A 12,205-nucleotide genomic window follows, 5' to 3' on the forward strand; every position below is an offset into this window, starting at 1 on the left:
GCGCGCTAATGGCTACTCACGACGCACGGACGCGGGTAAGGGTCCGCGCATGGCCGCCAAACCCGCCCGCTCGACCGCCGTTCCCTCCGAACCAGGCGACACGATCCGCTTCCTGCTGAAACTCGCGCTGTTCGTGCTGATCTTTCGCAGCTTCTTCATCACGTCCTTCTCGATTCCCTCGGAATCGATGCTGCCGCGGCTATTTATCGGCGACTACCTTTTCGTCTCCAAATGGAATTACGGCTATTCGCGCTGGTCGATGCCGTTCGGAGTGCCGCCGGTGCCGGGCAAGATATTCAGCCGGGTGCCGCCGCGCGGCGATGTCGTCGTCTTTCGCGCGCCGGAGGTGCTCGATCACGATGTCGTCAAGCGCGTCATCGGCCTGCCCGGCGACACGATCCAGATGCGGCGCGGGCAGTTGATCCTGAACGGCCTGGCCGTGCCCAAGCAGCGCATCGCCGATTTCGTCCTGCCGCTGACGCCCAGCTTCGGCGCGGATAAGTGCGACGCCGCGTTCCAGGATGTGGATGACGGACGCCCGGTCTGCCGTTACCCGCAATATCGCGAGACGCTGCCCGGTGGCGCCAGCTATGCAGTGCTCGACCAGGGGCAGATGCCCGATCGCGACGATACCGACGTCTATACCGTGCCCGCAGGACATGTGTTCCTGATGGGCGACAATCGAGACGATTCGGGCGACAGCCGCTTCGCGCCGCCCGGCGGCATGGGCTATGTCCCGCTCAAAAATCTCGAAGGCCGGGTGCTGGTCACCTTCTTCTCGACCGACGGCACCGCTGAGTGGATCAAGCCGTGGACGTGGTTCTCGGCGGCGCGCTGGAACCGGATCGGCGGTTGAGCGACGCACTGCGATCCTGGCTCGTCGCGACGTTCGGGCGGGCGCCGTCCGACGTGGCGCCGTTCGAGCGCGCGCTGACCCACGGCAGCCAGGCGGCGGCCAATTACGAGCGGCTGGAATTCCTGGGCGATCGCGTGCTCGGGCTGGCGATGGCGGAATGGCTGTTCGAACTGTTCCCGCAAGAGGCCGAAGGGCAATTGTCCAAGCGGCTGAACGCGCTGGTGACCGGCGCGGTGTGCGCCGACGTCGCACGGACGCTGGGCGTGCGGACGCATCTGAAGCTGGGCAAGCAGGCGCGCGACGATGGCGCGTTCGACAGCGACAACGTGCTCGGCGACGCCATGGAGGCGTTGATCGGCGCCTGGTATCTGGACGCGGGCTTTGCCGCCGCACGCGATTTCGTCCGCGCTTCATGGGGTAACCGGGCGCAGGCGCATCTGAAAGCACCGCAGCATCCCAAGTCGCAGCTTCAGGAATGGGCGGCCGCGCACAACCGCCGAACGCCTGACTATAGCGTGGTCGATCGCTCAGGCCCGGGCCACGCGCCGCGTTTCACGGTCGCGGTCACGATCGGCGCCGATGCGCACGCGTCGGCCAGCGGCAGCAGCAAGCAGGAAGCCGAGACAGCGGCCGCCCGAGCCTTATTGGACAAATTGACATGATTCAGAAATGCGGCCTGGTGGCCGTCGTCGGCGCGCCCAATGCGGGCAAATCCACCCTCGTCAACGCGCTGGTCGGCCAGAAGGTCGCGATCGTCAGCCCCAAGGCGCAGACGACGCGCGCGCGGCTGCTCGGCGTGGCGATCGAGGGCGAGACCCAGTTGCTGCTGGTCGATACGCCCGGCATCTTCGAGCCGAAGCGCCGGTTCGACCGCGCGATGGTGGCGGCGGCATGGGGCGGTGCGGAAGGCGCGGACGTGCTCGCTCTGGTCGTAGATGCCAAGGGCGGGCTGGGAGCCAAGGTGACGGCCATTGCCGAAGCGCTGGCGGCGCGGCCCGAGCCCAAGCATTTGATCCTCAACAAGGTCGATCTGGCGGACAAGGCCAAGCTGCTCCTCCACGCCGAGCGCCTCCACACATTGGTCAATTTCGCTGAGACCTGGTTCGTCAGCGCGCAGACCGGCGACGGCCTGCCCGAATTGAAGCGTGCGCTGGCCGCGGCGATGCCCCAGGGGCCGTGGCATTATCCCGAGGACCAGGTATCCGACGCGTCCGAACGCGCGCTGGCGTCCGAGGTGACGCGCGAACAATTGTTCCTCCAGCTCCACGCCGAACTGCCTTACGCCAGCACCGTCGAGACCGAGAAATATGTCGAGCGCGCCGACGGATCGGTCGAGATCCACCAGCAGATCCTGGTCGAGCGCCCGACCCAGCGCGCGATCGTGCTCGGCAAGAGCGGCGAGCGCATCAAGCAGATCGGCGCCCGCGCCCGCGCCGAACTGGCGGCGATCACCGGGCGCGGCGTCCACCTCTACCTCCACGTCAAGGTGAAGCCCGGCTGGGACGAGGACCGCTCGATCTACCGCGACATGGGGCTGGACTGGGTGGACTGACCCGTTCCGCGCGCGTCGGGCGCGCGGGTGAATTTATTGCCGCTTGCGCGCGCATGCCCCCTGTTCGCTGCGTTGCGGCGGGCGTAGGGAAGCGGGGTGATCGCCGCCCGAGTCCTCGCGTCGTTTCGCCGCCTTGCGCTGCGGTTTGCGGTGCTTTTCGCAGGATTGGCATTGCTGCCCGCGTGCGAGCCCGGTGTTCTGTCGCCGGCCGGCCCGGTGGCCGCTGGTGAGCGGACGATCCTGCTCAACTCGCTCGGCATCATGCTCGCGATCGTCATCCCCACGATCCTGCTGACCCTCGTCTTCGCGTGGTGGTTTCGTGCAGGCAACGCGCGGGCGATCTACCGCCCCGAGTTCACATATTCGGGCCGGGTCGAATTGCTCGTCTGGTCGATCCCGGCGCTGGTTGTGATCTTCCTTGCCGGCATCGCGTGGATCGGCAGCCACGAGCTTCATCCGCCCAAGCCGCTGGTGTCGAAGGTCCGTCCGCTCCAGGTCGAGGTGGTCTCGCTCGACTGGAAATGGCTGTTCATCTATCCCGAGCAGGGCGTCGCCAGCGTCAACAGGCTGGTGATCCCGGCGGGCACGCCCGTCAGCTTCCGCATCACCTCGGCCAGCGTCATGAACAGCTTCTTCGTGCCGCGGCTGGGCAGCCAGATGTACGCGATGTCGGGGATGACGACCCGGCTGAACCTGATGGCCGACCAGCCCGGCCGGTATCGCGGCCTGTCCGCGCATTACAGCGGCAAGGGCTTTCCGGGCATGGCCTTCTTCGCCGACGCGGTGACGGCGCAGCAGTTCGCCGGATGGGCGGCGGGGGCGAAGGCGAACGGACCGGTGCTCGACGGACGCGGCTATCTGGCGCTGCTTGAGGAAAGCGAGAACGTGAAGCCTTTTACCTATCGTGCCGTCGGGCCGGGACTGTTCGACGAAATCGTCCGTCAGTCGGGCACCCTGTCGGCACGGACCGCGTCCAGCGGCCGGGAACGCTGATGCTCGGCAAGCTCACCCTCGATTCGATCCCCCTGCACGAGCCGATCCAGATCGTCGCCTCGGTCGTCGTCGCGCTGGTCATCACCGGCGTGCTGGCCTGGGTCTGGCGCAAGGGGCATTTCCCCTATCTGTGGCGCGAATGGATCACGTCGGTCGATCACAAGCGCGTCGGCATCATGTATTGCCTGCTGGCGGGCGTGATGCTGCTCCGCGGGTTTTCCGACGTGCTGCTGATGCGCTCGCAACAGGCGATCGCGATGGGCAATCCGGGCTATCTGCCGCCCGACCATTACGACCAGGTGTTCACCGCTCACGGCACGATCATGATCTTCTTCGTGGCGATGCCGTTCATGATCGGGCTGATGAACTTCGCGCTGCCGCTGCAACTCGGCGTGCGCGACGTCGCCTTTCCGACGCTCAACTCGGTAAGCTTCTGGCTGACCGCGAGCGGCGCGCTGCTCATCAACATATCGCTCTTCGTCGGCGAGTTCGCGAAGACCGGGTGGGTCGTCTATCCGCCACTGAGTGAACTTCGCTATTCGCCCGGCGTCGGCGTCGATTATTATCTCTGGGCGATCCAGATATCGGGGGTCGGCACGCTGCTGAGCGGCGTCAACCTGGTCACCACGATCCTCAAGATGCGCGCGCCGGGCATGGGCTATACCCGGATGCCGATGTTCTGCTGGACGTCGCTGGCGACCAACCTGCTGATCGTTGCCGCCTTTCCGATCCTGACCGCAACGCTCGCGATGCTGACGCTCGACCGTTATCTGGGCTTTCATTTCTTCACCAACGATGCCGGCGGCAACCAGATGATGTTCGTGAACCTCATCTGGGCATGGGGGCATCCGGAAGTCTATATCCTGATCTTGCCCGCATTCGGCATCTTCTCCGAAGTCGTCTCGACCTTTTCGGGCAAGCCGTTGTTCGGCTATCGCTCGATGATCGTGGCGACGATGGTGATCTGCATCCTGTCGTTCATGGTGTGGCTCCACCATTTCTTCACGATGGGGGCGAGCGCGGACGTCAATGGCTTCTTCGGCGTGATGACGATGATTATCGCGGTGCCGACGGGGGTGAAGGTCTTCAACTGGCTGTTCACGATGTACGGCGGCCGCATCCGCTTCACCACGCCGATGCTGTGGGCGGTCGGCTTCATGGTCACCTTCGTGATCGGCGGGATGACGGGCGTGCTGCTGGCGGTGCCGCCCGCCGATTTCCAGCTCCACAATTCGGTCTTCCTGGTGGCGCACTTCCACAACGTCATCATCGGCGGCGTGCTGTTCGGCGCGTTCGCGGGCTTCACCTACTGGTTTCCCAAGATGTTCGGCTTCCAGCTCGACGAGACATGGGGCAAGCGCGCGTTCTGGCTGTGGATCACCGGCTTCTACGTCGCGTTCATGCCGCTCTACGTGCTCGGGCTGATGGGGATGACGCGGCGCCTGCAACGCTATGACGTGCCCGAATGGCAGCCGTGGCTGATCGTCGCGGGGATCGGCGCGCTGATGATCTTCGCCGGCATCCTCTGCCAGATCGTGCAACTGTGGGTGAGCATCCGCGACCGCGAGCGGCTGCGCGATGTGAGCGGCGATCCCTGGGACGGCCGCACGCTGGAGTGGATCACCACCTCGCCGCCGCCGGTCTTCAACTTCGCGGTGCTGCCCGACGTGGAGGGCGAGGAGGCGTATTGGGATTTGAAGGCCAAGGCGCGCGAGGAACGCCGCCTGAGCGAGCGTCCCGATTACGAGGACGTCGAAATGCCGAAGAACTCCCCCACCGGCATCGTCACCGCCTTCTTCTCGACCGCCATGGGCTTCGCGCTGATCTGGCATATCTGGTGGCTGGTGATCCTGGGGTTCGTCGGCGCGTGGGCGACCTTCGTGATCTTCGCCTGGCGCGACGAGGCGGAGTATGAAATCCACGCCGGCGAAGTGGAACGCCGGGATCACGCGCGGCGGCAGGGCAAGGCGAAACTGCTCGACCTGCCACCGGAGGCGCACACATGAGCGGTGCTGTACAGGCAAAGGGTGGAAGCAGGCACGGCGACCCCAACCGCCTCGGTCATGGCGAAGTGCCCGCCAGCGAACGCGGGCCTGCGTCCAAGCGGATCGTGGTATCCTATGGCTTCTGGATATTCCTGCTCTCCGACTTCGTGATGTTCTCCGGCTTCTTCGCCGCCTATGCGGTGCTGGTCGGGAACACCGCCGGGGGGCCGAGCGGACGCGAACTGTTCGACCTGCCGCTGGTGGCGGCAGAGACCGCTTTCCTGCTGCTGTCCTCCTTTTCCTGCGGGATGGCGGGGATCGCCGCGGCGGCGCGCAATGCGTTCTGGTTCCAGGTCGCGATGGCGGTGACCGCGCTCCTGGGCGCGGCTTTCCTTGCGCTTGAGCTCTATGAGTTCGTCCATCTGATCGGCGAGGGGGCGGGGCCGGATCGCAGTGCCTTCCTGTCCGCCTTCTTCGCGCTCGTCGGTTGCCACGGGCTGCACGTCGTGCTGGGGCTGCTGTGGCTGACGACGATGATGGCGCAGGTGTGGGCCAAAGGTTTCCGCGAGGACATCCTGCGCCGGATCACCTGCTCCGCGCTGTTCTGGCATGCGCTCGACATCATCTGGGTCGCGCTGTTCACAATCGTCTATCTGCTGGGATCGGGAGCCGGTGCATGAGCGAGGAGATGCAGGACCACCCCGGCATCGGCGACGATCGCGCGCCCGGCGACAGCCCCGACGACGTGCCGATCGGCCAGGAAGTTCGCGGCTACGTAATCGGTCTGGGCGCGGCGGCGCTGCTGACCGGGGCGTCGTTCTACGTGGCGGGCAGCGGGCTGATCTGGGGGCCGGGCATCCCGGTTGCGCTGATCGCACTGGCGGTGGGGCAGATGGGAATCCATCTGGTGTTCTTCCTCCACGTCACCAGCGGCCCCGACAATACCAACAACGTGCTGGCGCTGGCGTTCGGAGTCCTGATCGTCGCGCTGGTGCTGGTCGGCACGTTGTGGATCATGGCCAACCTCGACCACAGCATGATGCCGATGGACGAATTGATGAAGATGCAGCGATAGCTTACGCGGCGTCGGCGGCAGGCGCGGCTGCCCGCCGCCCATAGCGGGCGCGTTCGAACCACCACAAGCTTGCCGCGGCCACGAGGAACGCGAGGAACCACGGCCACGACGCGCCGGGCGCTGCCTTTGCCGCATCCGTCGGTGCGGTCATGCGGCGCAGACGTGCGGTCGCCTCTATGCGCGCCTGCGCGCGCACGCCCGGCAGGGCGTCGGGCGGATACACGTAGAAGGGTTCGGTTTGGCCGCGGTCCACCAACGCGTGCCATCCCGCACGTCGCGGCCAATATCCCGCGCATCCGCCGCTGGAGCCGTCGATCTGGAGCGCGCCATCGTCGCCGGGCGCCTCGACGCGCGCAGCGGGGCTGATCGCGCACAGGGTCATGCGTTCGCCGGCGCGGGGCAGGGGCGTGATGTCCCGGCTACGCGTGTCGCGGGCACGCGATACCGCGGCGAGCGCGGACGCCCACGCGCCGCCATATCGATCGCCGTGTCCGCTGAGCACCAGTGCGAAGGCGTCGTCGACAGCCCAGAGCGCCACCCGCCCGCGTCCGAGCGCACGCCAATCGGCCAGCACCGCACCGCGCGCATCGCGCCAAACCGGCACCGCATCGGCTGAGCTGGCGACGGTTCGGCGATTGAGGATCGGTACGCCACTGGCCAGTGGCGCGGGCATCGTCTTGCCGGCGGACCCGACCGCTACGCCCAACGATCGCCACTGGCGGCTGGTTGCGGCGGGGACCGGGCCGGTGATGCGGAGGATCAACCCCATGCCGCTGCGAACCGCGCCTGCAACAGCCGCGCGCTGACCCGCGGCAAGGCCCGCCCAGCTGCGCTCGTCGATGATCGCGGCGTCGAAGCGGGCGAGCGTCGCGGAGTCGATGAGTACCGGCGCGTCGCCGAGTACTACGCCAGCGCCCGCGGCGATGCGCGTGGTGACGGCAAGTCCCGCATCGGTGGCCCAGCGGCGCAGGTATTTCACCTCCGGGTGCGCCGCGCCCGCCAGCAGGAGCAGTCGCGGCTGCGGATCGTCGACGGTGCGGATCGGCACCTCCGCCTCCTCCACCGATCTGCCCGCTGCGTCGCGCACGCGGACGCGGGCCAGCGCCACTCCTGCGGCGCGTGCGGTGCCAGTGAGCCGGAAACCGCCGTCTGCATCGAGCGGAACCACGTCGATACGTGCGCCTGCGGGATCGAGGAGTTCGACCCGGCCACCCGCCACGCCCAAGACGCGTCCGCCGATGCGATATGCGGCTCCCGGCGCGGCGGGCGCTGGCGGGGCCAGCCCGACGAGGCCGCGGGGAGGTCGAGGGGGATCGAAGGCCAGCGCCTGACCCTGCACCGCGGGCACGTCGCGCGGCTCCAGCCCTTCGCCGACGACGCGGATGCGCGCCGTGCCCGGATGGCGGCGCAGCGCGGTGGCGAGATCGGGCATCCGTTCAACGCCGGCCAGTGTGGGTGCTTCCGGCAGTGCGACGATCGCGGCGGCGGTGGCGGTGCGCGGTGCCTGCGCCGTCGCGACGATCAGGGTGGCCACCGCGCCCGGCGTCGTCGGCGGTGCGAGCGTGCAGTAGAGCAGTGCGGCGCAGACTGCCTGCATGGCCGCAAGCACGCCCACGCGCCAACCGCGCGCGCGGACGGCACGTGGCGCGCTCGCCTGCCACCAGGCGAGCCGTGCCCAGGCGAGCACGACCGCGGTGGTCAGGATTGCGGGCAGCATAGCCGCGTTCATCGCGCGATGGCGTCCAGATAGCGGCGCCCCTGCGCATCGCCGCCCTCCCTACGCGCGACCCGCGGGACGGGGCGGGGCAGCGCGGTCCACAAGGCCGCACGCAACGCGGCGCGGCATGACCCGCATCCGGGATCACGCCGCACCGCGTCGATCGCGGCCGCGAGCGCCAGCCGATCGGGCACCCGGCCGCCGCCGCGCAGCCAGCGATCGAGCGCATCCAGCCCGACCGGACCCGGCGATGCCAGCGCGCGCCAGGTGGTTGCGGGTTCGGGGCCATCGGGAGTGGGCGGGGTGAGTGCCAGCGTCCCGACCGCCAGCCCCTCGCGCTTGCCCGTCATCCGCCGTGCCTCCTCGATCGCAGGCTGGGCGCTGCCGGTGCGGGCAAGGTAGATGCGGGTCGCCTGCTGGACGCGCTTGATGAAAACCAGCGCCCGGTTTGCGAAGGGCAGCGCGCCCGCCGGGTCGCCCTGCCGCAGGTGCAGTTCGGACTGCCACATCTGATCGAGCGCCTGGCGCAATGTCGCGCGGGTACCCGGATCGAGTAACGTCGCCGCCTCGGGCTCGTCGTGGGTATGGCCGAAGTCGGCGAGCACGTCGGTGTCGCGGCCGAGCGTGGGGGACGGTTCGGTGGCATGATCGTGGCCGTCGTCGGGGGTATGGGCTTCCGCCTTCTCCGTGTCGCTGGTGGGCAGCGCGACGCTGGGGCCTTCGGCTTCTTCGCCGAGGAACTGGCCGTAGCGCATCCGCAACAGCCGTTGATCGATCCCGATCGTGTCGGATCGCGAAACGAAATCGTCCGGCGCCAAGGTGCGGCGCCGGCGGATGAGCGCTTCGGCGTCGATGATGATCTGACGCTGACTGCGGAAATACGCCGGCAACGCCTTCTTCACGGCGCCATCCAGCCCGGTTCCCGCCTCGGCGGTCGGGGCGGCGCGGCGCAGGATCAGGCTGGGGCCGCGCACCGCATGCCCGCGGGCATCGGCGACGGTAAGTTGGACGATCAGGTCGCCGACGCCGCCGAAGCCGACGCCGGCGAGATCGAGGCGTGGTGCGAAGCGGCGCGCGCGCGGCGCGCCGGTGCCGTCGATCGGCATCATGCGCTCGCGGAAGGTGACGTTCTCGCCTTCCCCTTGCGCCAGGGTAATGCGCAGCGATCCCCGGACGGCGACGCCGTAATCGTCGGTGGCGGCGAAGGCGGGTGCCCACATGCGCTGGCCGGCCGCGACGAGGGCGAGGGTGGGCAGTGCCGTGGTGATGCGTGGCGGCCGATCGGCGATGGCGTCTAGCCGGTGGAGCGGGGGCAGGCGATCGGTGCCGCGTGGCACGACGCGGTACAAGGCGGAGCGGGCGAGGACGATACTCGTCCGCCAGGTCGCGCCGCCCCTTGCCATCGCCACGCGGCCGCCGTCGTGGAATGCGAGTGCCGCCGCATCGGGCGCGGGCGCGAAGCTCAGGGTCCAGGCGATGCGCGATCCCTCGGGTGCGCGTGCGTCGAGCGTGGTCACGTCGCGGGGCGGCAGGCCGGTGTAGGCGGGTGGCGTAATGCGCAGGGCCTGACCGGTCAGGCGCGGGATGCCGGGTGCCGCGGGCAGACCTTCGGCACTGGGCGACAAGGCGGGGGGGCTTTTCGTAAAAGGTGAGAGCAGCGCGACGGCGGCCAGGGCACCGGCGATCCACGCCAGGAGGATCGCGCGCCGTGACCAGGCCGGGCGGAGGTCCGGCCCGGCGTCGGCGGCGAGCCGTTCGAGAAGGCGCGCACGCTGAAGCTGCTGGAGCGCGGTCAGCGGCGCATCGGTCGCGAACAGGAGGTCCGCGCTATCCTCCATGTCGCTGCGCCGCGCGTCGAAGCCCCGGACGAGCCAACGGGCATCGTAGCCGCGGGTGCGGACGTGCGCGATGGTCGCGACGATCGCCAGGGTTGCGACGACGACGAGAATTGCCGCGATCGTGCCGCCGAAGCGCCATGCTGCCACCACGGCGGCGATCGCGAGTGGCGCGCTGATCGCGGCGGTGTCGGCCGCGGCGCGGGTGCGGGCGGGGGCGATGAAGCGCTCGGGTGCGGTCATGGCGCCACCGCCCTTCGCGCGCGCGTCGCGAGCAGGCGTTCGATGAGGAACAGCGCAGCGATCACCAGCGCCAGCCAGGGCCGCAGGTCAGCCGCGGGTTGCGAATAGGCGGCTGCGCCGGCAGACGGCGCGTAGTCGGCTGCGGCGACGCGCACGGGCGCTGGTGCATCCGGGGTGAAGAGCGCGCGCAGGCGGCGGGGGAAATCGGGGTCGAGAAGCTCGGGCATCGCAGCGGGGGTGAGCGGACGGGTGAAGCGGAGCAGTCGGCCGCGGGGAACCGCGATGCTTTCCACCAGCGGCATGCCGAGCGTATCGCGCCAGACGGCCACCGTCGTATCCTGCTCGATCGGAGTGGTCGCACCTGTCAGCACGGTGCCGCCGCCATCGAGGACCGCGCGTATCCTTTCGGGCAGAGGGCCGGCCGCGATCCAGGCCACCGCTCTGGTGTCGCTGCGCAGCGCGACGTCTGCCGATGCGATGTCTCGCGTTCCCCACGCCGCTGCCGCCGCGGCTATGTAGCGCGACGCCCCGCGCACCGCGATCACCGGCGCCGATGTGCGCGCTGGCGGGGCAGCGGGCATGATGCCCGGTACGATCTGCCAGTCGACCGCGCGGGTGAGGCGCGGGCGTTCGGCGTCGGCACCTTGCAGGATGGTGGGCACGACGATGCGCAGACGCACGCCCGCTGGCAGTTCGGCGTCGAGCTGGCGAATGAGGCTGGGGATCGGTCCCGATGCAGCGGGTGCGTCGCTGACCGACGGGAAGCCGGGGGCGAGCCACAGTGCGCGAACGCCGCCGGCCGCAAAGCGTGTCGGGTCGACCCCGGGCGCGAGCGCGACGACCGGGGTGTCGTCGGCGGCACCGAACACCGCCGGGCGCGCCAGCCACAGCGCGAGCAAGGCCAGCAGCGCCAGTCGCGCGATCAGCAACGGCCATTCGTCCAGGCGCGGACGGTGGCGCGGGCGGGGCCGTTCACGCAGCCAGCGCAATGCGGCAAAGTCGGTCGGGCGTTGCTCGGTCCGCCGCGCCAGATGGATGAGCAGCGGCAGCGCGAGCGCGGCCAGTGCCGCCAGCGCGGCGGGCAGGAGCAGGACGGGCGTCATCTGAACAACGCGCGCAGCGGCGCATCAAGCGGTCGATCGAGGACATGCTCGACATGGGTGACGCCGGCGTTTTCGAGTTCGGCGCGAAGCGCCGCGCGTGCCGCGCCAAAGCGGGCCAGGTAATCGGCGCGCATTGCGGGCGCATCGGCGATCAGTTCTTCGCCGGTCTCGGGATCGCGAAACCGGTGGCCGCCGTCGAAGGGGAAATCGCGCTCCTCGGTCGTGAGCAGCTGTATGCCGAGCACCTCGCGCCCCGCCGCCGCCAGCTTGGACGCGGACGCGGTCACCGCCGGATCGAACCAGTCGCTGATGACGACGACCAGATCGCGCTGGCCGATACGCTCCCAAAGCGGCGCGAGCGTGGATTCTGCCGGAAAGCCGCCGGCCGGAGACAGCGTGTGGAGCGCGAGCAGCAGACGGTCGCGCTGGCGGGCGCCGGTGCCGGGGGGGACGAGCGCCAGCCCGGCTTCGCTGAGCCCGATCAGCGCGAACCGATCTCCGCCCGCGATGGCGAGTTCGGCCAGGCACGCGGCCAGCGCCTTCGTGGCGCCGAGCCGCTGCGCCATCGAGGCGCTGCCGTCGACGACGATCCACAGCGCGAGCGGGCTTTCGCGCTCGGCTTCGCGCACGAAGAACTTGTCGGAGCGCGCGTAGAGCTTCCAATCCACCTGCCGCAATTCGTCGCCGCGCTCATAGGCGCGGTATTGCGCGAATTCGAGGCCGGCGCCCCTGCTGCGGCTGGAATGCAGGCCCAGGCCGTGGCCACCGATCGCCCGGCGCGAGACGAGGACGAGACCCTTCAGGCGCGCGCGGACGTCCGCGGGGATCAGGTCGTCCGCCACTGCG

General features: G+C 69.2%; 11 protein-coding genes. 7 read left to right on the forward strand and 4 right to left on the reverse strand.

Annotation, left to right across the window (positions count from 1 at the left end; translation table 11 throughout):
* Positions 1 to 49 precede the first annotated feature (49 nt).
* The 7 genes from lepB to cyoD all read left to right on the forward strand — a co-directional run bounded on the left by lepB (position 50) and on the right by cyoD (position 6,461).
* A complete protein-coding gene (lepB, locus tag VF643_RS03370; protein ID WP_331041958.1) occupies positions 50 to 856 on the forward strand; it encodes a signal peptidase I in 807 nt (268 codons plus the stop codon).
* Positions 853 to 1,518, forward strand: a complete 666-nt coding sequence (gene rnc, locus VF643_RS03375) for a ribonuclease III (protein WP_331041989.1) — start codon at positions 853 to 855, stop codon at positions 1,516 to 1,518. Before lepB ends, rnc begins: the two co-directional genes overlap by 4 nt.
* A complete protein-coding gene (gene era, locus VF643_RS03380) occupies positions 1,515 to 2,408 on the forward strand; it encodes a GTPase Era (protein WP_331041959.1) in 894 nt (297 codons plus the stop codon). The genes rnc and era overlap by 4 nt, the downstream gene beginning before the upstream one ends.
* A 96-nt stretch (positions 2,409 to 2,504) precedes the next feature.
* On the forward strand, positions 2,505 to 3,401 hold the full coding sequence (cyoA, locus tag VF643_RS03385; RefSeq protein ID WP_331041960.1) for a ubiquinol oxidase subunit II: 897 nt from the start codon (positions 2,505 to 2,507) through the stop codon (positions 3,399 to 3,401).
* Complete coding sequence (gene cyoB / locus VF643_RS03390; protein ID WP_331041961.1) at positions 3,401 to 5,407, forward strand: cytochrome o ubiquinol oxidase subunit I; 2,007 nt, start codon at positions 3,401 to 3,403, stop codon at positions 5,405 to 5,407. Before cyoA ends, cyoB begins: the two co-directional genes overlap by 1 nt.
* A complete protein-coding gene (locus VF643_RS03395) occupies positions 5,404 to 6,066 on the forward strand; it encodes a cytochrome c oxidase subunit 3 (RefSeq protein WP_331041962.1) in 663 nt (220 codons plus the stop codon). The genes cyoB and VF643_RS03395 overlap by 4 nt, the downstream gene beginning before the upstream one ends.
* Positions 6,063 to 6,461, forward strand: coding sequence for a cytochrome o ubiquinol oxidase subunit IV (gene cyoD, locus VF643_RS03400; RefSeq protein WP_331041963.1), 399 nt, complete (start codon positions 6,063 to 6,065; stop codon positions 6,459 to 6,461). Before VF643_RS03395 ends, cyoD begins: the two co-directional genes overlap by 4 nt.
* A gap of 1 nt (position 6,462) precedes the next feature.
* On the opposite strand, the gene VF643_RS03405 is transcribed toward cyoD, so the two are convergent.
* From VF643_RS03405 to VF643_RS03420, 4 genes are read right to left on the reverse strand one after another with little or no spacing between them, the layout of a single operon-like run.
* The gene (locus VF643_RS03405) at positions 6,463 to 8,178 is read right to left on the reverse strand and encodes a carboxypeptidase regulatory-like domain-containing protein (protein WP_331041964.1); all 1,716 of its coding nucleotides are present in this window, start codon (positions 8,176 to 8,178) and stop codon (positions 6,463 to 6,465) included.
* Positions 8,179 to 8,186: 8 nt separating this feature from the next.
* Positions 8,187 to 10,256 carry a DUF4175 domain-containing protein gene (locus VF643_RS03410; RefSeq protein WP_331041965.1) on the reverse strand — a complete coding sequence of 690 codons (2,070 nt, stop codon included), beginning with the start codon at positions 10,254 to 10,256 and terminating at the stop codon, positions 8,187 to 8,189.
* Complete coding sequence (locus tag VF643_RS03415; RefSeq protein WP_331041966.1) at positions 10,253 to 11,359, reverse strand: BatA domain-containing protein; 1,107 nt, start codon at positions 11,357 to 11,359, stop codon at positions 10,253 to 10,255. The genes VF643_RS03410 and VF643_RS03415 overlap by 4 nt, the downstream gene beginning before the upstream one ends.
* On the reverse strand, positions 11,356 to 12,201 hold the full coding sequence (locus VF643_RS03420; RefSeq protein WP_331041967.1) for a DUF58 domain-containing protein: 846 nt from the start codon (positions 12,199 to 12,201) through the stop codon (positions 11,356 to 11,358). The genes VF643_RS03415 and VF643_RS03420 overlap by 4 nt, the downstream gene beginning before the upstream one ends.
* Positions 12,202 to 12,205 lie beyond the last annotated feature (4 nt).

This window comes from Sphingomonas sp. (assembly GCF_036387595.1).
GTDB lineage: Bacteria > Pseudomonadota > Alphaproteobacteria > Sphingomonadales > Sphingomonadaceae > Sphingomonas.

Excerpts from the sequence above, each read along its gene's own strand:
- lepB (WP_331041958.1), top strand. The coding sequence starts at position 50 with ATGGCCGCCAAACCCGCCCGCTCGACCGCCGTTCCCTCCGAACCAGGC.
- cyoB (WP_331041961.1), top strand. The coding sequence starts at position 3,401 with ATGCTCGGCAAGCTCACCCTCGATTCGATCCCCCTGCACGAGCCGATC.
- era (WP_331041959.1), top strand. The coding sequence starts at position 1,515 with ATGATTCAGAAATGCGGCCTGGTGGCCGTCGTCGGCGCGCCCAATGCG.
- cyoD (WP_331041963.1), top strand. The coding sequence starts at position 6,063 with ATGAGCGAGGAGATGCAGGACCACCCCGGCATCGGCGACGATCGCGCG.
- VF643_RS03410 (WP_331041965.1), bottom strand. The coding sequence starts at position 10,256 with ATGACCGCACCCGAGCGCTTCATCGCCCCCGCCCGCACCCGCGCCGCG.
- VF643_RS03415 (WP_331041966.1), bottom strand. The coding sequence starts at position 11,359 with ATGACGCCCGTCCTGCTCCTGCCCGCCGCGCTGGCGGCACTGGCCGCG.
- VF643_RS03405 (WP_331041964.1), bottom strand. The coding sequence starts at position 8,178 with ATGCTGCCCGCAATCCTGACCACCGCGGTCGTGCTCGCCTGGGCACGG.
- VF643_RS03395 (WP_331041962.1), top strand. The coding sequence starts at position 5,404 with ATGAGCGGTGCTGTACAGGCAAAGGGTGGAAGCAGGCACGGCGACCCC.